The sequence below is a fragment of the Streptomyces sp. NPDC002793 genome (assembly GCF_040295485.1).
Classification (GTDB): Bacteria; Actinomycetota; Actinomycetes; order Streptomycetales; family Streptomycetaceae; genus Streptomyces.
In genome coordinates, this window is sequence record NZ_JBEOVL010000034.1 from 55,786 (window position 1) to 75,179 (window position 19,394).

Below are 19,394 nucleotides of genomic sequence, written 5' to 3' on the forward strand. Positions count from 1 at the left end.
GAACCCGAGGACTGACAGCACATGCGCAACCCGATCGGCGGCCACGTCCCCGTGGCCGGTGGACTCGCCAAGGTGGGCCTCGGCTACGCGCGGGAGCTGGCGGCGGAGACCGTGCAGGTCTTCGTCGCCAACCCGCGCGGCTGGGCGACCCCGTCCGGAAATCCGGAGCAGGACGAGCTGTTCCGCTCCGAGTGCGCGGCCCGGTCGGTCCCGGCGTACGTCCATGCCCCGTACCTGATCAACTTCGGCTCGCACACCGAGGCCACGGTCGAGCGGTCGGTCGTGTCACTGCGCCACTCGTTGCGCCGGGCGCGGGCGATCGGCGCCCTGGGCGTGGTGGTGCACACGGGCTCGGCGACCGGCGGACGCCCACGCGCGGAGGCCCTCGCCCAGGTGCGTACGCACATGCTCCCGCTGCTGGACGAGCTGACCCATGACGACGATCCGTTCCTGCTGCTGGAGTCGACCGCCGGCCAGGGCTCCTCGATGTGCTCGCGGACCTGGGACTTCGGCCCGTACTTCGAGGCCCTGGACTCCCATCCCAAGCTGGGTATCTGCCTGGACACCTGCCACATCTACGCGGCGGGCCACGACCTGACCGGGCCGGCGGGCATGCGGCAGACGCTGGACCTGCTGGTGGGCACCGTGGGCGAGGGGCGGCTGAAGCTCGTCCACGCCAACGACTCCAAGGACGTGGTGGGCGCCCACAAGGACCGGCACGAGAACATCGGGGCGGGGCACATCGGCACCGAGCCCTTTCGTGAGCTGTTCTCGCACCCGGCGACCGAGGGTGTGCCCCTGATCATCGAGACGCCCGGCGGCAAGGACGGCCACGCGGCGGACGTCGCACGGCTGAAGGAGCTCCGCGGCATCCGCTGAATCGCGGACGGGGAGGGCGTCAGAGCTCGGGGCCGTCCCCGGGCTCCTCCTGGTAGGAGTAGCGCTGCTCGCTCCACGGGTCGCCGATGTTGTGGTAGCCGCGCTCTTCCCAGAACCCGCGGCGGTCGGCCGTCATGTATTCGATGCCCCGGACCCATTTGGGCCCCTTCCAGGCGTACAGGTGCGGTACGACCAGGCGCAGCGGGAATCCGTGTTCGGCGGTGAGCAGTTCACCGTCCTTATGGGTGGCGAACAGCGTGCGGTCCGACGTGAAGTCGTCGAGCCGGAGATTCGAGCTGAATCCGTATTCGGCCCAGACCATCACATGGGTGACATGGGGCGCGGGCGGTGCCAGTTCCACGATCTCGCGGGCCAGGATTCCGCCCCACTCGGCTTCGAGCATGCTGAATTTCGTCACGCAGTGGAGGTCGGCGACGACGGAGGAGAAGGGGAGCGCCGTGAATTCCTGGTGGTTCCAGCAGTGCTTGTCACCGTCGGCGGTGGCCCCGAAGACCCGGAACTCCCAGCGGTCCGGCTTGAACTTGGGCACGGGCCCGTAATGGGTGACCGGCCAGCCCCGCTGCAGCCGCTGCCCCGGCGGAAGCCCGGACTGCTCTGCTGTGCCGCGTTCCCGGCTCTCCGGCTGACCCATGTCTCCATGGTGACAGACAGGCAGGGGTGGTCATGACCAGGGGAGAGCCGATTCGGGCAACTCATACTAAGCATGCACTTACTGGACGGCCGCGTGGTGCGGTGCGAGGATGCGCGCAAACATGCCCAGTTCACCGGTTGGAAGGAGCCTCTGCGATGCAGGGCGACCCCGAGGTCCTCGAGTTCCTGAACGAACAGCTGACCGCCGAATTGACTGCCATCAATCAGTACTTCCTGCACGCGAAGATGCAGGAGAACTTCGGCTGGACGAAGCTCGCCAAGTACACCCGGGCCGAATCCTTCGACGAGATGAAGCACGCGGAGATCCTCACCGACCGGATCCTGTTCCTGGACGGCCTGCCCAACTATCAGCGCCTCTTCCACGTGCGGGTCGGCCAGACGGTGACCGAGATGTTCCAGGCCGACCGGCAGGTCGAGGTGGAGGCGATCGACCGCCTCAGGCGCGGCATCGAGGTGATGCGCGGCAAGGGCGACATCACCTCGGCGAACATCTTCGAGTCCATCCTCGAGGACGAGGAGCACCACATCGACTATCTCGACACACAGCTGGAGCTGGTCGAGAATCTCGGTGAGCCGCTTTACATCGCCCAGCTGATCGAACAGCCGGACAGCTGATCCCGCCGCGTTTCCCGGTCCCTCAGGCGGCGTCGGAGAGCCGGACGTCCGGCGTGACGCCACGGGCGACGGGCGCGCCGTCCGGGGCGCCGGCGGGCTGCGTACGCCCTCCCGCGAGGTCACGGCGCGAGCAGTCGCCGCGGCCGAGGAGCGCCTGGATCCTGCGGACGCAGCCGCCGCAGTCGGTGCCCGCCTTGCAGGCGGAGGCGATCTGGCGAGGCGTACACGCTCCACCGTCCGCATGCTGCTTGACCTGGTCCTCCGTGATGCCGAAGCAGGAGCAGACGTACATGCGGTTCACCTCCCGACGGATCGATCGTTGCGCCGTCCCGATTATCCGGTGAGGCTAACCTAACCTTACCCGCGAGGCTCCGCACGCAAAAGCCGCGGTACGCCCGTGGGGCACGGATCACATTCGATCCGTGCCCCACGGGCCTCACCAGGGGTGACCCCTACTGGTCGCGGTACATCTCGGCGACCAGGAAGGCCAGGTCGAGGGACTGGCTGCGGTTGAGGCGCGGGTCGCAGGCCGTCTCGTAACGCTGGTGCAGGTCGTCCACGAAGATCTCGTGACCGCCGCCGACGCACTCGGTGACGTCGTCGCCCGTGAGCTCGACGTGGATGCCGCCGGGGTGCGTACCGAGCTGCTTGTGCACCTCGAAGAAGCCCTTGACCTCGTCCAGGACGTCGTCGAAGCGGCGCGTCTTGTGGCCGGAGGCGGCCTCGAAGGTGTTGCCGTGCATCGGGTCGGTCACCCACACCACGGCGGCACCGGAGGCGGTGACCTTCTCGACGAGCTCGGGGAGCTTGTCGCGGACCTTGTCGGCGCCCATGCGGACGATGAACGTCAGCCGGCCCGGCTCGCGCTCGGGGTCGAGGCGGTCGATGTAGCCGAGCGCCTCGTCGACGGTGGTCGTCGGGCCGAGCTTGATGCCGATGGGGTTGCGGATCTTCGAGGCGAACTCGATGTGCGCGCCGTCCATCTGGCGGGTGCGCTCACCGACCCAGACCATGTGGCCCGAGGTGTCGTAGAGCTGACCGGTGCGCGAGTCGATGCGGGTCAGCGCCGACTCGTAGTCCAGCAGCAGCGCCTCGTGCGAGGCGTAGAACTCGACAGCCTTGAATTCGGCCGGGTCCGTGCCGCAGGCCTTCATGAAGTTCAGCGCGTTGTCGATCTCGCGCGCCAGGGCCTCGTAACGCTGCCCGGACGGCGAGGACTTCACGAAGTCCTGGTTCCAGGCGTGCACCTGGCGCAGGTCGGCGTAACCGCCGGTGGTGAAGGCGCGCACGAGGTTCAGCGTGGAAGCGGACGCGTGGTACATCTGCTTCAGCCGCTGGGGGTCCGGTACACGGGACGCCTCGGTGAACTCGAAGCCGTTGACGGAGTCACCGCGGTAGGTCGGCAGGGTCACGCCGTCGCGGGTCTCGGTCGGCTTGGAGCGCGGCTTGGAGTACTGCCCGGCGATCCGGCCGATCTTGACGACCGGCACGGAGGCCGCGTACGTCAGGACGGCACTCATCTGGAGCAGCGTCTTCAGCTTGGCCCGGATGTCCTCGGCGGACACGCCGTCGAAGGCCTCGGCGCAGTCGCCGCCCTGCAGCAGGAACGCCTCGCCCTTGGCGACGGCTGCCAGACGGGCGCGCAGCTGGTCACACTCACCGGCGAAGACGAGCGGAGGATACGAGTCGAGGTCCGCGAGTACGTCGCGCAGAGCCTCGGCATCGGGGTACTCGGGCTGCTGCGCCGCGGGAAGGTCTCGCCAGGTGTGGCCACCGGCGACGGAGGTATTGGCGTTCACGGTCACCTCGACAACATTACGGGGTCGGCGCGTACGTCCCGTCCGGCCGCTCAGCAATTGAGACGCGCGCTCATTCGTCGCCCCTTTCCGTTAAGGTACGTGCCATGTTCGCGCAGACGACCCAGAACTGGTGGTGGACCGCTCATCCGGCGGCCCACTGACTCATCGCGCGTACAGACTCCGCGAAGGCCGCCCGAGGGGCGGCCTTCTCTGCGTTCCGGAGCCGGGAGCCGTTCCTCCAACAGGAAGGAACGCCCGTGCCCCGACCCCTGCCCGAGCCCATGACCGCTCGCGCCGCCGGCCTCTTGTCCGCGCTGCTCCGTGACGACGCCCCGCCCTTCGCGCTGCTGCGCAGGCGCACGCCCGGCCGGGACCACGACATCGTCGAGGTGCTGACCGGCGAGGTGCGGGAGGTGGAACGGCTCGCCGACATCCCGGTGGGCGAACTGCCTTCGCTGGCCCTGGTGCCCTTCCGGCAGATCGCCGAGCGCGGCTTCGACGTGCGGAACGACGGCACCCCGCTCGCCGTACTGGTCGCGGAGGAGGTGCACGAACTGCCGCTGGCCGCGGTGCTCGCCGGACTGCCGGACCACGAGGTGCGGGTCGAGGACGGTGCCTTCGATGTCGGCGACGAGGAGTACGCGGACATCGTCCGGCGGGTCATCGAGGACGAGATCGGGCAGGGCGAGGGCGCGAACTTCGTCATCCGGCGGACCTTCCGGGGCGAGATCCCCGGTTTCGGCCGGACCGACGCGCTGGCGCTCTTCCGGCGGCTGCTGGCCGGCGAGCGGGGCGCGTACTGGACGTTCGTGGTGCACACGGGGGAGAGGACACTGGTCGGCGCCAGCCCGGAGGTGCACGTCCGGATGTCCGGCGGGACGGTCGTGATGAACCCGATCAGCGGGACCTACCGCTATCCGGCCGAGGGGCCGAGCGCCGAGGGGCTGCTGGCCTTCCTCGGCGACCGCAAGGAGACCGAGGAGCTCTCCATGGTGGTCGACGAGGAGCTCAAGATGATGTGCACCGTCGGCGACATGGGCGGTGTGGTGGTCGGGCCCCGGCTGAAGGAGATGGCCCACCTCGCGCACACGGAGTACGAACTGCGCGGACGTTCCTCGCTGGACGTGCGCGAGGTTTTGAAGGAGACCATGTTCGCGGCCACGGTCACCGGCTCCCCCGTGCAGAACGCCTGCCGGGTGATCGAACGCTACGAGCCGGGGGGCCGCGGTTACTACGCGGGCGCCCTGGCACTGGTGGACCGGGGGCCCGGCGGCGCGCAGACGCTGGACTCGCCGATCCTGATCCGTACCGCCGACATCTCGGCGTCCGGGACCCTGCGGGTGCCGGTGGGGGCCACGCTCGTACGCCATTCCGATCCGGCGGGGGAGGTCGCCGAGACCCACGCGAAGGCGGCCGGCGTACTGACGGCCCTGGGTGTCCGCCCGGCGCGGCCCGGGGCGGAGGCGGAGCGTCCGCGACTGACTTCCGATCCGAGGGTCCAGGCGGCGCTGGACGACCGGCGCGGGGGGCTGGCGCCCTTCTGGCTGCGGATGCAGGAGCGCACCCGGGAGCTGTCCGGTCATGCGCTGGTGGTGGACGGCGAGGACACCTTCACCGCGATGCTCGCGCATCTGCTGCGCTCCTCGGGCCTCACGGTGTCGGTGCGCCGGTACGACGAGCCCGGCCTGCGTGAGACCGTCCGGGCGCACGAGGGGCCGGTGGTGCTGGGCCCCGGGCCCGGCGACCCGGGGGACCCGGCCGATCCGAAGATGCGGCTGCTGCGCGGGCTGACCGCCGAGCTCGTACGGGAACACCGCCACGGGCTGCTCGGTGTCTGCCTCGGTCATGAGCTGATCGCCGTGGAGCTGGGCCTGGAGATCGCACGGAAGGCCGTGCCGTACCAGGGTGCGCAGACCCGGATCGACTTGTTCGGCAGGCCGGAGACCGTCGGCTTCTACAACAGCTTCACCGCACTCTGCGACGAGGCGGCGGCCACGGAGCTGGGCGCGCACGGCATCGAGGCGAGCAGGGACCCGGCCTCCGGCGAGCTGTACGCACTGCGCGGCCGGGGCTTCGCCTCGGTGCAGTTCCACCCGGAGTCGGTGCTGACGCTGCGCGGCGCCACGATCGTCACGGAACTGCTGGCGGGGCTCCCCGTGCCCGGCTGACGGAACCGGCACATTCCGATCGACAACTTTGGTTGCCATTCGCGGTGATGGTAACTAAAGTTGTCGGCATGACGGCGAATGATGTCACCCCTGCCGAACTGACCGTGCTCGAACAGTCCCTCTGCGACGCCCTGACGCCTCTCGCGTCGGCCTTGCGTGCCCGCACCACAGGGCTTCCCGAGGACCGCATGTGGGCGGCCGACCCCGTCGAGGTGTCGCTCTCGGTCCTCGCGAGCTGGAAGGTGGTGGACGCGACGGTCGCCCGGCTCACCGCGCGCGCCGCGCGGACCGCCGGGGCCTACGGAGCCAGTTACGAACAGCTGGGGGCGGCCTGGGGCATAACGCGGCAGGGCGCCCGCAAGAAGTGGCCGGACGCGGTGGGCCGGCCGGCGGCAGCGGCCGAGCCGGGCACCGTCGAGCTGTTCGGCGGGACGGCCGAGCTCTTCCGCGAGCCGTCGTCGGGCGACTGGCGGTGGAAGGGCCGGGGCGCGGACGGTGTGCACGGTGCGGCGGACAGCGCCGTCACCTGCGCCACGAAGGAGGAGGCAGCGGCCTACGCCGGCGCGTTCCTGAAGGAGCACGCCGGCTGAAGGAGGAGTCAGGACGCGGGGAGCGCCGGGACCAGGACGTTGTCGCTGCGGCGGCCGGCCAGGTGGTCGGTGACGTTCTGCACGGTGGCATCGATGATCTGCCCCACGGCGTCACGCGTGTAGTACGCCTGGTGCGACGTCACGATGACGTTGGGGAAGGTGACGAGCCGGGCCAGGGTGTCGTCGTCGATGCCCTCCATGGACTTGTCGACGTAGAAGAGCCCAGCCTCCGCCTCGTACACATCGAGCCCGACCCCGGTGAAGCGGCCGGCCCGCAGCTCGGTGACGAGGGCTGCGGTGTCGATGAGTCCTCCCCGGCTGGAGTTGATCAGGATCGCGTCGTCCTTCATCGCGCACATGGCCTCCCCGTCGATGATGTGTCGGGTGTCCGGAAGCAACGGCACATGGAGGCTGATCAGGTCGGCCTCGGCGAAGAGCTGCTCCTTGTCCACGTACCTCATGCCGAGCGCGGCGCAGGCTGGGTTCTCGGCCACGTCCCAGCCCAGCAGTTCCATGCCGAAGCCGTGGGCGATCCGGGTGAACGCCTCACCGATCTTCCCGGTGCCGACCACTCCCGCCGTGCGGCCGTGCATGTCCCGCCCGAGGAGTCCGTCGAGCCGGAAGTCGAAGTCCCGGGTCCGGCTCACCGCACGGACGATGCGGCGGTTGACGGCCATGGCCAGGGTCCACGCGAATTCGGCCACCGAGTGGGGTGAGTAGTACGAGACCCGTGCGACCCGCAGGGCGAGACGCTCGGCGACGGCGAGGTCGATGTTGTTGAAGCCGGTGGAGCGCTGGGCGATCATCTGCGTGCCGCCCGCCGCAAGGGTCTGCAGGACGTGACCGCCGAGGTCGGCGTTGACGCTGGTGGAGATGATCTCGTAGCCCGCGGCGATCGGGGCGGTGTCCTTGTTGAGGAAGACGTCCAGACAGCGGACGTCGTGCAGGCCGGCGAAGGCCTTCTCGATCAGCGGCTTCTCGTCGGACTGCACGCCGAATGCCAGGATTTCCACGACGTCTCCCGGGTGAGGGGGCGGGGCCGGTCCTCGCGAATATACGGCCCGCCCTCCCGGTGCGCCGCTCGGCAGGAGCGGCGCCCGCCGCCGCGGGCGGCGGTTGCCCGTCAGACGTCGTCGAGGCCGGCCTCGATGGCGTAGCGCACGAGCTCCACCCTGTTGTGCAGCTGGAGTTTGCCCAGGGTGTTCTGGACGTGGTTCTGCACGGTGCGGTGGGAGATCACCAGGCGCTCGGCGATCTGCTTGTACGAGAGCCCCTTGGCGACCAGCCGCAGGACCTCCGTCTCGCGGTCGGTGAGCTGTGGGACCTTCGGTCGGTCGGCGGCCGCCGGCACCGGGTCGGAGGCGAGCCGGCGGTATTCACCGAGGACCAGTCCGGCGAGGCCCGGTGTGAAGACCGGGTCGCCGGCCGCAGTGGCGTGCACGGCGTCGATCAGCTCCTGGGTGCTCGACGACTTCAGCAGATAGCCGGTGGCCCCCGATTTCACGGCCTCCAGGACATCGGCGTGCTCACCACTGGCGGAGAGCACCAGGACGCGCAGCCCGGGAAGCGAACCGACGAGCTCCTTGCAGACCTGTACCCCGGGCATCCCCGGGAGGTTCAGGTCGAGCACCAGGACATCCGGGCCCACGGCCCTGGCCCGGCGCACGGCCCCCGGGCCGTCCCCGGCGGTCGCGACCACGTCGAAGCCGGACTCGGCCAGATCGCGGGCGACGGCGTCGCGCCACATCGGGTGGTCGTCGACGACCATCACCTTGATGGCCCGCCCCTCGGATGCCTGCGTGTGCGGTGTACTCATCGGGCCGATCCTGCCTTCCCCCGTGAAATCTTCGGAACCTTCAATTCGACCTCGGTGCCCTGCCCGGGGACCGAGATCAGCTCTGCCGTGCCGCCCAGATCGCGCAGCCGTCCGCGGATCGACAGGGCGACGCCGAGGCGGCCCTCCCCCTCCGCCTGGTCGAGCCTGCCCTCCGGGATGCCCGGGCCGTCGTCCCGGACCGTGACGACGACCTCGTCCGGCTCGTCCTCGACCAGGATCCACGCCTGGGCGCCCGGCCCCGCGTGGACCCGGACGTTGTCGAGGGCCGCGCTCACCGCTGCGGCGAGCTCACGCGCGGCGTCGGCCGCGAGCAGTACCGGAGCACCGGGCTCCGCGAAGGTGACGCGCGAACCCGCGTGCGGAGCGAGCAGGGTGCGCAGGTCCGACTCGGCGCCGTCCTCCGCGTCCGTGTCCGTGACCGTGACCACCGCGCGGACCACCGCGCCCTCGGCGCTGTCCTCGGAGGTCCGGGTCGCGGGCACCAGGCCGCTGGAGACCAGGGTCCGGAGGGCGACCTCCTGCTCGCCTGCCATCCGGCCGAGCTCCGCCGCCTCGCCGCCCAGGGCGGTGCCGCGCCGCTGGACCATGGCCAGGACCTGGAGGACGCTGTCGTGGATGTCACGGGCGAGCCGCTCACGCTCCCGGGTGGCGGCCTCGATCTCCAGGGCGCGGGCCAGGGTGCGCTCACTGGCCCGGGCCACCTCGACGACGTAACCGATGGCGATGGAGGCGACCCAGACCAGCACCACGTTGTGGAAGGTGTCCTCGCTGGGCTCACCGCGCTCGACGATGTTGGCGACGGCGACGAGGGTCGACGCGAAGGCGGCCCACCGCCAGCCGCCCTTCAGCGCGAAGGCGAGGACGGAACCGGCGGTCCAGATCGACGGAATCGTCGGACCGTCCATGTGCTGGGCATCGAAGTCGGCGAGCGGGGTCAGCATGATCCCGGTCAGCGCGACGGTGAGGTCCAGACCGAGGAAGCGCTTGGTGCAGCTCGCCGCGTTGGCCACCCTGGGGAGGGTGGCCAAGGTCCAGACGGCGAGGACCGCCAGGAAGGCGAAGGCCACCCAGGGCCGCTCGAACTTCGCGTGCCCGAAGCCCGCGAGCAGCGCCGCGTAGACCAGCGTCAGCACGCGGTACGCGCTCAGCGCGCGCCACAGCGGCTGCTCGACCGACATCCTTACGACCTGTTCCCGCCCGGCCATGGCCCCTCCCCCGGTTCCCGCCCCTGTCATGCCGCCCACCCCGGGCGGCCGCGACGCCCCTACGCGCCGGACCGTTCCGTTCCCTTCCGCTTCGCCTCCTCGGCGATCTGCCGCTTGGCCGCGGTCGCGTAGACGTCCACGTACTCCTGGCCGGAAAGCTTCATGATCTCGTACATGACCTCGTCGGTCACCGAGCGCAGGATGAACCGGTCGCCGTCCATGCCCTGGTAGCGGGTGAAGTCCAGCGGCTCGCCGATCCTGATGCCGGGCCGCATCAGCTTGGGCATCACCTGACCCGGCGGCTGGATCTTCTCCGTGTCGATCATCGCCACGGGGATGACGGGCGCGCCGGTCGCGAGCGCCACCCGGGCGAGGCCGCCCGGCTTGCCCCGGTAGAGACGTCCGTCCGGCGAACGGGTGCCCTCGGGATAGATGCCGAAGAGGCCACCGCTCTCGATCACCTGGATACCCGCCTTGATGGCCGCCTCTCCGGCACCGCGGCCACCGGAGCGGTCCACCGGGAGCTGTCCCACGCCCTTGAAGAAGGCTGCGGTGAGCTTGCCCTTCACCCCGGGCGCGGTGAAGTACTCCGCCTTGGCGATGAAGGTCACCTTGCGGTCGAGGACAGCCGGCAGGAAGAAGGAGTCGGAGAACGACAGATGGTTGCTCGCGAGGATCGCCGGCCCGTGTGCGGGGATGTTCTCCAGGCCCTCCACCCACGGCCTGAAGGCCAGCTTCAGAGACCCGCCGATGGAGAACTTCATTGCGCCGTAGATCAACTCAGGTGCCTCCTGTGTGCCGTCCGACAGACCATAACCCGTGTGACCGCGGCCTCTCCCGCGCGCTCGGCGCCGGTGTCCCCCACAGCCCCTCCCGCACGCGCCCCCGCAGGTGGCGGCTGCTCGGACGGTGACGGCCCTGGTCGGTGTCGGCCCGGTCGCGTACGGTGAAGTCATCCTTGTGCACACCCCTCCGCATCACCTCCCGCACCCCCGCCCGCTTCATGAACAGGAGACCCCGGTGCCGGTCCTCCCTGGAGCCGAGCCGTTCCGCCACGAGGGCGGAGAGGTCGGCGTCCTCCTCTGTCACGGATTCACGGGTTCGCCGCAGTCGCTGCGCCCCTGGGCCGGTTATCTGGCGGACCGCGGACTGACCGTGTCCCTCCCGCTGCTGCCCGGGCACGGGACCCGCTGGGAGGACATGGCGGTCACGGGCTGGCAGGACTGGTACGCGGAGGTGGACCGGGCGCTGCGGGCGCTGCGGGCCCGGTGCGAGCGGGTCTTCGTCTTCGGCCTCTCGATGGGCGGTGCCCTGGCGCTGCGCCTCGCCGCGAAGCACGGGGACGGGATCACGGGCCTGGTGCTGGTCAATCCGGCGAACAAGGTGCACGGCCTGTCGGCGTACGCCCTGCCGGTGGCCCGGCATGTGGTGCGGACGACGAAGGGGCTGACCAGCGACATCGCTCTGGAGGGCGCCGAGGAGGTCGGTTACGACCGGGTGCCGCTGCACGCCGCGCACTCCGTGCGGGCGTTCTTCCGGCTGGTGGACGCCGATCTTCCCCAGGTCACCCAGCCGCTGGTGCTGCTGCACAGCCCGCAGGACCACGTCGTGCCTCCGGGCGACTCCGCGCGGATCCTCAGCCGGGTCTCGTCGAGGGACGTCGAGGAGATCCTCCTGGAACAGAGCTACCACGTGGCGACGTTGGACCACGATGCGGAGCGGATCTTCGACGAGAGCTACCGGTTCATCGACCGCCTCGCACCTGACGCTGGCAAGAAGGGGAGCATGTCCGGTGGCTGAGCACGACGCGGAGCGCGCGGGCAGTGACGAGGAGCGCGAACCGCGCCCCACGGAGGGGACGGACGTCCCCGAGGGTACGGAGGGGGCGAGCCGGCTCGACGAGGCCGCGGCCTGGGAGGCGATCGTCGCGGGGTACGGCGAGGAACCGCCGGACCCGCCGGGCGCCAAGCCGTTCAAGTCGGTCGATGACCTGGCTCTGCTGGAGGACGGCCAGCTCAACGTCCTGGACCCCTCCCCGGAGTCCGGTGCGGGGGACGACGCGGGCGACCACCCCGACAAGGGCATGGGCGGGAAGTCACCCGCAGACCCCCCGGAGAAGCGGCCGCTCGGCAGTTCGGTCGCCTTCGCCCCCGGCGTCGCGGGCCCGCGTGACTACGGCCTGGAGGAGCCCGGGGACACCGGCGCCCACGACGCGGACGACAGTGAGGAGGGGCACTTCGTCCCGCCGGAGCCGCCGCCGCTTCCCGAGGCCGATGTGACGGCGAAGTTCGCCTGGCTCGCGGTCGTCGGCGGCCCGGTGCTGATGCTCCTCGCGGTGCTGATGCAGTGGGAGATGACGTGGTGGCTCACCACGCTCTCCATCGGTGGTTTCCTGGGCGGCTTCGTCGCCCTGGTGGCCCGCATGCCCCACGACGACGAAGAGGACGACGACCCGGGGCGCGGCGCGGTGGTCTGAGCCGGGCCTCCGGCTCAGACCACCGCAGGCACCCTGAGGGCGGCCAGGACGGGCAGGTGGTCCGTGGCCGCCCGCAGGTCCGTGCCCGTGACGCCGGGCAGGTCCGCGGGGACACCGCAGCCGAGTACCTCGATGCCGCCGGTCGCGAACACCGCGTCGATGCGCTTGCGCGGTGCGTCGGGCGGGAAGGTGAGCTCGCCGCCCCACGGCCGCACGGTCCGGCAGTCCTGGAGCCTGCCGGCCAACCGTCTGAACGCACCCCCTTCCGGTACGTCGTTGAGGTCACCGGCGACGACGGCGTGCTGGACGCCCATCGCGTCGACACGGTCCAGCAGCATCCCCGCCTGCGCCTGCCGCTCCTCCCGCTGGAGGCTGAGGTGACAGCTCACGACGCCGATCCGGGTTCCGGCGATCCGTACGACCGCCGTGGCCAGGCCCCGCCGGTGCAGTCCCGGTGTGAGCGGCAGCAGCACGTCCTCGGTGCGCTCCACGGTGGCGCGCAGGGAGCAGAGCAGCAGGGGCCCGGCCGCGGTGGCGCCGCCGCTGAGGACCACCAGATCGGTCATGGCCGCGAGCCGGGCCGCGGCCTTGCGCCAGCGGAAGAAGCGCGGGGCCTCCTGGAGGCACACCAGGTCGGGTGCGCAGGCGCGGATGACCCGGGCCAGCGCTTCGGTGTCGTCGCGCAGTGAGCGGACGTTGTAGGTGAGCACCCGGACGACCGCCGAACCGTCCGGCTCGGTACAGGAGTCGGGCAGGGGCGTCGGCATCGTGACCATGAAGGCACGATACGACGGACGCCCGCCGCTCCCCTGAGGGCGCGACGGGCGTCGGACGTGCTGTGGTGCGGGTCAGCCCTGGCGGGCCAGGTCCGCTGCGCCCACCAGGCCCGCCTTGCCGCCCAGTTGGGCGGCGAGGACCTGGGCGTGCGGGCGCCACTCGCCGCCGATCAGCCAGCGCCGGAACGACTTGCGGATCGGGTCGAGGACCAGTTCGCCCTCGTCGGAGACACCGCCGCCGACGATGAAGGCCGACGGGTCGAAGAGGGAGGCGAGGTCGGCCAGCCCCGCTCCGGCCCAGCGGGCCAGCTCGCGGAAGGAGTCGACGGCCACCGGGCAGCCCTGCCGGGCGGCCTCGCTGATGTGCTTGCCCTCGATGCCCTCCACGGAGCCGTCGCCCAGTCCCAGGAGGATCGTGGCGTTCTCCGGGGTGGCGTTGGCGCGCTGCTTCGCGTACCGGACGAGCGCCCGCCCGGAGGCGTACTGCTCCCAGCAGCCCTGGCTGCCGCAGCCGCAGAGCAGCCCGTCCGGGACTACCCGGATGTGCCCGAACTCCGCCGCCACGCCGAAGCGGCCGCGGCGCAGCTTGTTGCCGATGATGATGCCGCCGCCCAGGCCGGTGCCGAGCGTGATGCAGATGACGTCGTCGTGGCCCTGGCCGGCACCGAAGCGGTACTCGCCCCAGGCCGCGGCGTTGGCGTCGTTCTCGACGACGACGGGCAGGCCGACGCGCTGCTCGACCTTGTCCTTGAGCGGCTCGTGGCGCCAGTTGATGTTCGGGGCGAACAGCACGGTGGCACGCTTGTCGTCGACGTATCCGGCCGCGCCGATGCCGACCGCCTCGACGTCGTGTCCCTCGCTGGCTCCGGACACGGCGGAGCTGATCGCGTCCACGATGCCTTCGGCTGTCGGCGGGGTCGATACCTTGAACGTCGAGAGGATCCGGCCCTCTTCGTCGACCACTCCAGCCGCGATCTTCGTGCCGCCGATATCGACGCCGATGGTGAGTCCCATGAATCCCTCAGTTTCGGTCGAGCCCCGCTACGGCCAACCGTACCCGAGCCGGGGACGGGTATTTCCTGCCCGAGGTCAGTCCAGGTCGATGTGTTCGCTGCCGCCGGGGCCCTCGTCACGCGGGTCCGAGGGGTCCTCGGCCGCCTTCTTCGCAGGGCCCGGGGTGCCTCCGGCGCCTTCGGTGCCCCGGGTCCAGCGGCCCTCCTGACCCTCCACGGCGGAGCGGTAGGCGGCCAGGAGCTCGTTTCCCGCGGCGGCGAGATGATCGAACAGGTCCGGATTGCGTTCGATGACGGGCTCGACCGCGGACCTGGCCTGCCGGATCACCTGCTGGACGGTGCCCTGGGCGGCCATGCCGAGCAGCGGCGACTGCAGCGAGGAGACCTTGTCGGCCACCGCGTCGAGCAGTTTGCGCAGCTCCTCGGCGGCGGAGCCGGGCTGCTGTCCGTACTGGGCCCGCCGGCGCGCCTTCTCCGCCTCGAGATCCTCGGCGCAGGCCTCCGCCCACGCGTCGTCGTCGACGGGACGATCGGTGGCTTCACTCATGGCGGACTCCTGCGACGCGGTTGCCTGCGTGGCCGTGCGAGCCACGTACTACCGACGTTACCCGAACGGTGGTATCCCGTTCACTGTGTCCGGGGCCAGAGCGCGGGGTCAGGTGTGAACCGGACGCGCAGGACACCGTCGGCCAGCGCGGCGCCGGTGACCGTGCAGCGGCGCAGGGCGGACTCCAGGCGCACGATCCGGTGAAACGGTCCTGCGGTGAGGAACAGTTCGTCGCCGCGCCGGACCAGCTCGAGGTCCTCCTTGACAGCGCCGGGCAGTGGCAGGCACCAGGCGATGACGCCGTCGCCGGCGTCCTCGGTCCACCAGGGGTCCCCGGCGTGTCCCGGCGTCCGGTCGTCCGGCGCGCAGGTCTCGGCGAGCAGCGCCAGGTCCTCGACCGTGCGTGGCTCGCGGCCGAGGTGCGGGGTCTCGCGTACGGACGTCGCGGGCGCCCACTCCTGGCGCCAGCGGTCCAGGGTCTTCTCCTGCCGGGCGGCGAGGTCGGCGAACCACGGGTCGGCGGAGTGGCGGGGCAGGACCCGGGTGGCCACGAGTGCGTCGACGCGCAGTCCGTGCAGGGCGAGTCCGGTGCGGGCGCCGCTCAGCGCCTCGTCGGCGGCCCGGCCCGGTTCGGCGACCAGCCGTACGGTGGTCGCACCGTCCTCGATCAGCGCCTGGACGGCGGCCAGTTCGGCGTCCTTGCGGGCGGCGGCCTCGTACAGCCACTGTGCGGGCATGGGGACGCCGGCGAGCTGGGCGAGCACCGGGCGCAGGGCGCGGGCGGCCTGGCGTTCGCGGGGCAGGAGGCGGCGCAGGTAGCGGCGCAGCTGCCCCGGGAGGGCGAGCAGCGCGAGTGCGTCGGTCAGTGGGGGCAGGTCGACGACGAGGACCTCGTAGCCGTCCTCGGCCCAGTCCCCCTCGGCGGCCCGGCGCAGGGTGTGCAGGACCGCGAGCTCGGAGCTGCCGGGAAGTTCGGTGAGCTCCTCGCCGTCGAGCCGGTTGGCACCGAGCAGGTCGAGCACCCCGGAGGCCCGGTCCTGGAGTGCGAGCAGTTCGGCGCGGAAGTGTGCGGCGGAGTCGACGCGTACGCAGGAGAGCCGCTCGGCGACCTCGGAGGGGTCGGGTCCGGCGGGGCAGGCGGGCACGGCGTCGGCGGAGACCAGGAGGGTGCGGTGGCCACCGCGGGCCGAGGCGAGCGCCGTCGCCGCGGCGACGGTGGTACGGCCTGCGCCGCCGGGGCCGGTGACGAGGACCGTACGCACGTGATCAGGCCTTCGGGACGGATTCGACGCGCTTCTTCAGTCCGGCGAGTGCCCGGTCGATGATGACCTTCTCGGCCTTGCGCTTGATCATGCCGAGCAGCGGGATCTTGACGTCCACGGCGAGGCGGTAGGTGACCTCGGTGCGGTCGCCGTCGCCCAGCGGTGCCAGCGCGTAACTGCCGTCGAGGGCGCGCAGCATCTGGGACTTGACGAGGGTCCAGCTCACCTCGTACGGGCTGTTCCAGGTGTAGGCGAGCACGTGGTCGTCCTTGATCGCCCCGGCGTCCAGGACGAGGCGGACCTGCTCGGCACGCCCCTGGTCGTCGGTGGCCAGGATCTCCGACTCCTTCACCTCGCCGGTCCATTCCGGATAGCGGGCGAAGTCGGCGATCACTCCCATGACGTCGGCCGGTGCCGCCTCGATCGTGATGCTCGAGCTGGTGTGTTCAGCCATCGCCGTGGCCCTCCAGTGCGGTGTACCGGTCGCGTTCGGCAGAGGCCTGCCGTGTGCAGGCTATCGCGTGCGGACCACCCTCCCGCCCGCGCCCCGGCCCCCGGCCCGGAGCCGTGTCACTCACCACTCCAGGGCCCACGGGCGCCCGCTCGAGGCGAAGTGGCCGACATTGACGCACTCGGTGGCGCCGATCCGCATCCGGCGGACCAGCGGCTGGTGCACATGGCCGAAGACCGCGTAACGGGGGCGGGTGCGGTGGATGGCGTCCAGGAGCGCGCGGCTGCCGCGTTCGAAGCGCCGGGCCACGGTGTCGTACGTCAGCTCCGGGACGTCCGGCGGGATGTGGGAGCACAGGACGTCCACCGGGCCGAGCGCCTCGACCTTGGCGGCGTACTCCTCGTCGCTGATCTCGTAGGGGGTGTTCATCGGGGTCCTGAGGCCGCCCCCGACGAACCCGAAGATCCGGCCACCGATCTCGGCACGTTCTCCGTCCAGCACGGTGGTACCGGATTTGGCGTACTCGGGCCAGAGCGTGGGCACGTCGACGTTGCCGTAGGTGGCGTAGGTCGGGGTGGGCATGACCGCGAACATCTCGGCGTACTGCTTGCGTACGGCGGACAGGATCGCCGCATTGCGGTCCAGGCCGGCCCACAGCTCGCGGCCGAAGGCCCGTGCCTCCTCGAAGCGGCGTGCGGTGCGCAGCTCGACGATGCGGTCGGCGTTGGCGACGCCGAACAGGTCGGGGAAGATCCCTCGCGAATGGTCGGCGTAGTCGAGGAAAAGCACCAGGTCGCCCAGACAGATCAGGGCGTCCGCGCCGTCCCCGGCGCGCGCCAGCGCCTCCGCGTTCCCGTGCACGTCACTGACCACGTGCACGCGTGTCCGTCGGGTGGGGGTTGTGTGCTGATCGCGCGGTGTGCCGGCTCGCATGGAGATCACCCTAGGTCTCCGTCCGCCGCTCTGGGTAGAGGCCGCCGGACCTGCGATTACTTCCGGACCGGGACACGGGTGGACTAATGTGCGCCGAAGGAGCGCCGATATGTGTGATGCATAAGACATATGGCCCGAACCCCCTTTCCGGAACCGAGTACCGGTGGGTAACGTCCCGCGGGTCCAGTCGTGCTCACCCCACTGAGCATCTGCCAGTCTTGGACCGATCCGGCGCGTCGCACAGAGTCGTGGAACCGGAGCCCGATGAGGAGCAGCAGTCTTGCGCGAGTTCAGCCTTCCGGCCCTGTACGAGGTCCCCACGGACGGCAACCTGACGGATCTCATCCGCCGCAACGCCGCTCAGCATCCCGATGTCGCGGTGATGAGCCGGAAGGTGGCGGGCGTCTGGACGGACGTCACGGCCACCCGGTTCCTCGCTGAGGTCAGAGACACGGCCAGGGGCCTGATCGCGTCGGGCATCGAGCCCGGCGACCGGGTCGCGCTGATGTCCCGTACCCGCTTCGAGTGGGTCCTGCTGGACTTCGCCATCTGGTGCGCGGGCGCCGTCACCGTGCCGGTGTACGAGACCAGCTCCCCCGAGCAGGTCCAGTGGATTCTCGGCGACTCGGGCGCGGTCGCGGTCCTCGTGGAGAGCGCCGCCCACGCGGAGTCCGTCACCGCCGTCAGGGACGGGCTGGAAGACCTGCGGCACGTCTGGGAGATCGACCGGGGCGCCGTCGGCGAGCTCGTGGCGGCGGGTGCCGGGGTCTCGGACGAGACGCTGGACCTGCGCATGGTGAGCGCCAAGGCCGACGACCCGGCGACCATCGTCTACACCTCGGGCACCACCGGACGCCCCAAGGGCTGTGTGCTGACGCACCGCAGCTTCTTCGCGGAGTGCGGCAACATCGTGGAACGGCTCAAGCCCCTCTTCCGTACCGGTGAGTGTTCCGTCCTGCTCTTCCTCCCCACCGCGCACGTCTTCGGCCGGCTGGTGGAGGTCGCTTCCGTGATGGCGCCGATCAGGCTCGGCTGCCTGCCGGACATCAAGAACCTCACCGATGAACTGGCCTCGTTCCGGCCGACACTGATCCTCGGTGTGCCCCGGGTGTTCGAGAAGGTCTACAACTCGGCGCGGGCGAAGGCCCAGGCCGACGGCAAGGGCAGGATCTTCGACCGGGCCGCCGACACGGCGATCGCCTACAGCCGGGCCCTGGGTACGCCGGAAGGGCCCTCGACGCTCCTGCGGATCAAGCACAAGGTCTTCGACAAGCTGGTGTTCGGCAGGCTGCGCGCCGTGCTCGGCGGACGGGGGGAGTACGCGATCTCCGGCGGCGCACCGCTGGGAGAGCGGCTCGGCCACTTCTTCCGGGGCATCGGCTTCACCGTGCTGGAGGGCTACGGACTCACCGAGACCTGTGCCGCCACGGCCTTCAATCCGTGGGACCGGCAGAAGATCGGGACGGTCGGCCAGCCGCTCCCGGGCTCCGTCGTCCGGATCGCCGACGACGGCGAGGTGCTGCTGCACGGCGAGCACCTGTTCAGCGGGTACTGGAAGAACGAGGCGGCGACGGCCGAGGCGCTGGCCGACGGCTGGTTCCACACGGGTGACATCGGCACGCTCGACGAGGACGGCTATCTCGCGATCACCGGCCGCAAGAAGGAGATCATCGTCACGGCGGGCGGCAAGAACGTCGCTCCCGCGGTGATCGAGGACCGGATCCGCGCCCACGCCCTGGTCGCCGAGTGCATGGTGGTCGGCGACGGACGGCCGTTCGTCGGCGCGCTGCTCACCCTCGACGAGGAGTTCCTCTCCCGCTGGGCCGAGGAGAACGGCAAGCCGGCCGGCTCGACGGCGGTCTCGCTCCGCGAGGACCCCGAGCTGCTGGCCGAGGTGCAGCGTGCGGTGGACGACGGCAACGCGGCGGTGTCCAAGGCGGAGTCGGTGCGCAAGTTCCGTGTTCTGGGGGCGCAGTTCACCGAGGAGGCGGGCCACATCACGCCGTCGCTGAAGCTGAAGCGCAACGTCGTGGCGAAGGACTTCGCGGACGAGGTGGAGTCGATCTACCGCGGCTGAGCCGGACGTACGCGTGGAGGGGCCCGCACCGGCCGGGGGGGGGCCCCCCCCCCCGGCAGAGTTGACCCGGGGGAGGTAAACGCCCGCAGAGCAC

The 19,394-nt window shown here is 70.8% G+C and carries 21 protein-coding genes; 8 read left to right on the top strand and 13 right to left on the bottom strand.

Annotated elements, in window-relative coordinates; all coding sequences use genetic code 11:
- Window positions 1-21: 21 nt before the first annotated feature.
- Complete coding sequence (locus ABT001_RS27270) at window positions 22-879, top strand: deoxyribonuclease IV (RefSeq protein ID WP_351282591.1); 858 nt, start codon at window positions 22-24, stop codon at window positions 877-879.
- Window positions 880-898: 19 nt separating this feature from the next.
- Here ABT001_RS27270 and ABT001_RS27275 read toward each other — a convergent pair whose 3' ends face one another.
- Window positions 899-1,531, bottom strand: coding sequence for a sulfite oxidase-like oxidoreductase (locus ABT001_RS27275; RefSeq protein ID WP_351282593.1), 633 nt, complete (start codon window positions 1,529-1,531; stop codon window positions 899-901).
- 155 nt (window positions 1,532-1,686) lie between these two features.
- Here ABT001_RS27275 and bfr point away from each other — a divergent pair, with 155 nt between their 5' ends.
- Window positions 1,687-2,166: a bacterioferritin gene (gene bfr / locus ABT001_RS27280; RefSeq protein ID WP_351282595.1), complete on the top strand. Its 480-nt coding sequence runs from the start codon at window positions 1,687-1,689 to the stop codon at window positions 2,164-2,166.
- 22 nt (window positions 2,167-2,188) lie between these two features.
- On the opposite strand, the gene ABT001_RS27285 is transcribed toward bfr, so the two are convergent.
- Window positions 2,189-2,458, bottom strand: coding sequence for a (2Fe-2S)-binding protein (locus ABT001_RS27285; protein ID WP_351282597.1), 270 nt, complete (start codon window positions 2,456-2,458; stop codon window positions 2,189-2,191).
- Between the two features lie 160 nt (window positions 2,459-2,618).
- Window positions 2,619-3,965, bottom strand: a complete 1,347-nt coding sequence (locus ABT001_RS27290) for a class II 3-deoxy-7-phosphoheptulonate synthase (RefSeq protein WP_351282600.1) — start codon at window positions 3,963-3,965, stop codon at window positions 2,619-2,621.
- Window positions 3,966-4,069: 104 nt separating this feature from the next.
- Between ABT001_RS27290 and ABT001_RS27295 the strand changes: the two genes are divergently transcribed.
- The 3 genes from ABT001_RS27295 (at window position 4,070) to ABT001_RS27305 (ending at window position 6,723) form a co-directional block, all read left to right on the top strand.
- Window positions 4,070-4,126 (top strand): trp operon leader peptide, encoded by a 57-nt coding sequence (locus ABT001_RS27295; protein WP_078513512.1) that lies wholly within the window; start codon window positions 4,070-4,072, stop codon window positions 4,124-4,126.
- A 120-nt stretch (window positions 4,127-4,246) separates the two neighbouring features.
- The gene (locus tag ABT001_RS27300; RefSeq protein WP_351282636.1) at window positions 4,247-6,133 is read left to right on the top strand and encodes an anthranilate synthase family protein; all 1,887 of its coding nucleotides are present in this window, start codon (window positions 4,247-4,249) and stop codon (window positions 6,131-6,133) included.
- Window positions 6,134-6,201: 68 nt separating this feature from the next.
- Window positions 6,202-6,723, top strand: a complete 522-nt coding sequence (locus ABT001_RS27305) for a hypothetical protein (protein ID WP_351282603.1) — start codon at window positions 6,202-6,204, stop codon at window positions 6,721-6,723.
- Between the two features lie 8 nt (window positions 6,724-6,731).
- Here the strand turns inward: ABT001_RS27305 and ABT001_RS27310 are convergent, their stop codons facing one another.
- From ABT001_RS27310 to ABT001_RS27325, 4 genes are all read right to left on the bottom strand, one after another.
- The gene (locus tag ABT001_RS27310; RefSeq protein WP_351282605.1) at window positions 6,732-7,736 is read right to left on the bottom strand and encodes a 2-hydroxyacid dehydrogenase; all 1,005 of its coding nucleotides are present in this window, start codon (window positions 7,734-7,736) and stop codon (window positions 6,732-6,734) included.
- 110 nt (window positions 7,737-7,846) lie between these two features.
- Entirely contained in the window at window positions 7,847-8,539 is a 693-nt protein-coding gene (locus ABT001_RS27315; RefSeq protein WP_351282607.1) for a response regulator, read from the bottom strand.
- The gene (gene macS, locus ABT001_RS27320) at window positions 8,536-9,765 is read right to left on the bottom strand and encodes a MacS family sensor histidine kinase (protein ID WP_351282609.1); all 1,230 of its coding nucleotides are present in this window, start codon (window positions 9,763-9,765) and stop codon (window positions 8,536-8,538) included. The genes ABT001_RS27315 and macS overlap by 4 nt, the downstream gene beginning before the upstream one ends.
- Before the next feature lie 59 nt (window positions 9,766-9,824).
- Window positions 9,825-10,544 carry a lysophospholipid acyltransferase family protein gene (locus tag ABT001_RS27325; protein WP_351282611.1) on the bottom strand — a complete coding sequence of 240 codons (720 nt, stop codon included), beginning with the start codon at window positions 10,542-10,544 and terminating at the stop codon, window positions 9,825-9,827.
- Between the two features lie 241 nt (window positions 10,545-10,785).
- On the opposite strand from ABT001_RS27325, the gene ABT001_RS27330 reads away from it, so the two are divergent.
- Together ABT001_RS27330 and ABT001_RS27335 are read left to right on the top strand one after the other, a co-directional pair.
- Window positions 10,786-11,565 (top strand): alpha/beta hydrolase, encoded by a 780-nt coding sequence (locus ABT001_RS27330; RefSeq protein WP_351282613.1) that lies wholly within the window; start codon window positions 10,786-10,788, stop codon window positions 11,563-11,565.
- A complete protein-coding gene (locus tag ABT001_RS27335; protein WP_351282616.1) occupies window positions 11,558-12,241 on the top strand; it encodes an ICP22 family protein in 684 nt (227 codons plus the stop codon). The genes ABT001_RS27330 and ABT001_RS27335 overlap by 8 nt, the downstream gene beginning before the upstream one ends.
- 14 nt (window positions 12,242-12,255) lie before the next feature.
- On the opposite strand, the gene ABT001_RS27340 is transcribed toward ABT001_RS27335, so the two are convergent.
- The 6 genes from ABT001_RS27340 to ABT001_RS27365 form a co-directional block, all read right to left on the bottom strand.
- Complete coding sequence (locus ABT001_RS27340) at window positions 12,256-13,017, bottom strand: endonuclease/exonuclease/phosphatase family protein (RefSeq protein WP_351282618.1); 762 nt, start codon at window positions 13,015-13,017, stop codon at window positions 12,256-12,258.
- A gap of 72 nt (window positions 13,018-13,089) precedes the next feature.
- Window positions 13,090-14,031 carry an ROK family glucokinase gene (locus ABT001_RS27345; protein WP_145802082.1) on the bottom strand — a complete coding sequence of 314 codons (942 nt, stop codon included), beginning with the start codon at window positions 14,029-14,031 and terminating at the stop codon, window positions 13,090-13,092.
- 75 nt (window positions 14,032-14,106) lie between these two features.
- Window positions 14,107-14,577, bottom strand: coding sequence for a DUF5304 domain-containing protein (locus tag ABT001_RS27350; RefSeq protein ID WP_351282622.1), 471 nt, complete (start codon window positions 14,575-14,577; stop codon window positions 14,107-14,109).
- Window positions 14,578-14,657: 80 nt separating this feature from the next.
- The gene (locus tag ABT001_RS27355) at window positions 14,658-15,839 is read right to left on the bottom strand and encodes an ArsA family ATPase (RefSeq protein WP_351282625.1); all 1,182 of its coding nucleotides are present in this window, start codon (window positions 15,837-15,839) and stop codon (window positions 14,658-14,660) included.
- 4 nt (window positions 15,840-15,843) lie between these two features.
- A complete protein-coding gene (locus tag ABT001_RS27360) occupies window positions 15,844-16,293 on the bottom strand; it encodes an SRPBCC family protein (RefSeq protein ID WP_351282628.1) in 450 nt (149 codons plus the stop codon).
- Between the two features lie 120 nt (window positions 16,294-16,413).
- Window positions 16,414-17,223 carry a metallophosphoesterase family protein gene (locus ABT001_RS27365; protein WP_351282630.1) on the bottom strand — a complete coding sequence of 270 codons (810 nt, stop codon included), beginning with the start codon at window positions 17,221-17,223 and terminating at the stop codon, window positions 16,414-16,416.
- 280 nt (window positions 17,224-17,503) lie between these two features.
- Here ABT001_RS27365 and ABT001_RS27370 point away from each other — a divergent pair, with 280 nt between their 5' ends.
- Window positions 17,504-19,300: an AMP-dependent synthetase/ligase gene (locus ABT001_RS27370; protein WP_351282633.1), complete on the top strand. Its 1,797-nt coding sequence runs from the start codon at window positions 17,504-17,506 to the stop codon at window positions 19,298-19,300.
- Window positions 19,301-19,394 lie beyond the last annotated feature (94 nt).

Bases quoted from the DNA above. Each gene is read 5' to 3' on its own strand.
- ABT001_RS27270 (WP_351282591.1), top strand. From the start codon at position 22: ATGCGCAACCCGATCGGCGGCCACGTCCCCGTGGCCGGTGGACTCGCC.
- ABT001_RS27275 (WP_351282593.1), bottom strand. From the start codon at position 1,531: ATGGGTCAGCCGGAGAGCCGGGAACGCGGCACAGCAGAGCAGTCCGGG.
- bfr (WP_351282595.1), top strand. From the start codon at position 1,687: ATGCAGGGCGACCCCGAGGTCCTCGAGTTCCTGAACGAACAGCTGACC.
- ABT001_RS27285 (WP_351282597.1), bottom strand. From the start codon at position 2,458: ATGTACGTCTGCTCCTGCTTCGGCATCACGGAGGACCAGGTCAAGCAG.
- ABT001_RS27300 (WP_351282636.1), top strand. From the start codon at position 4,247: ATGACCGCTCGCGCCGCCGGCCTCTTGTCCGCGCTGCTCCGTGACGAC.
- ABT001_RS27305 (WP_351282603.1), top strand. From the start codon at position 6,202: ATGACGGCGAATGATGTCACCCCTGCCGAACTGACCGTGCTCGAACAG.
- ABT001_RS27315 (WP_351282607.1), bottom strand. From the start codon at position 8,539: ATGAGTACACCGCACACGCAGGCATCCGAGGGGCGGGCCATCAAGGTG.
- macS (WP_351282609.1), bottom strand. From the start codon at position 9,765: ATGGCCGGGCGGGAACAGGTCGTAAGGATGTCGGTCGAGCAGCCGCTG.
- ABT001_RS27340 (WP_351282618.1), bottom strand. From the start codon at position 13,017: ATGGTCACGATGCCGACGCCCCTGCCCGACTCCTGTACCGAGCCGGAC.
- ABT001_RS27345 (WP_145802082.1), bottom strand. From the start codon at position 14,031: ATGGGACTCACCATCGGCGTCGATATCGGCGGCACGAAGATCGCGGCT.
- ABT001_RS27350 (WP_351282622.1), bottom strand. From the start codon at position 14,577: ATGAGTGAAGCCACCGATCGTCCCGTCGACGACGACGCGTGGGCGGAG.
- ABT001_RS27360 (WP_351282628.1), bottom strand. From the start codon at position 16,293: ATGGCTGAACACACCAGCTCGAGCATCACGATCGAGGCGGCACCGGCC.
- ABT001_RS27365 (WP_351282630.1), bottom strand. From the start codon at position 17,223: ATGCGAGCCGGCACACCGCGCGATCAGCACACAACCCCCACCCGACGG.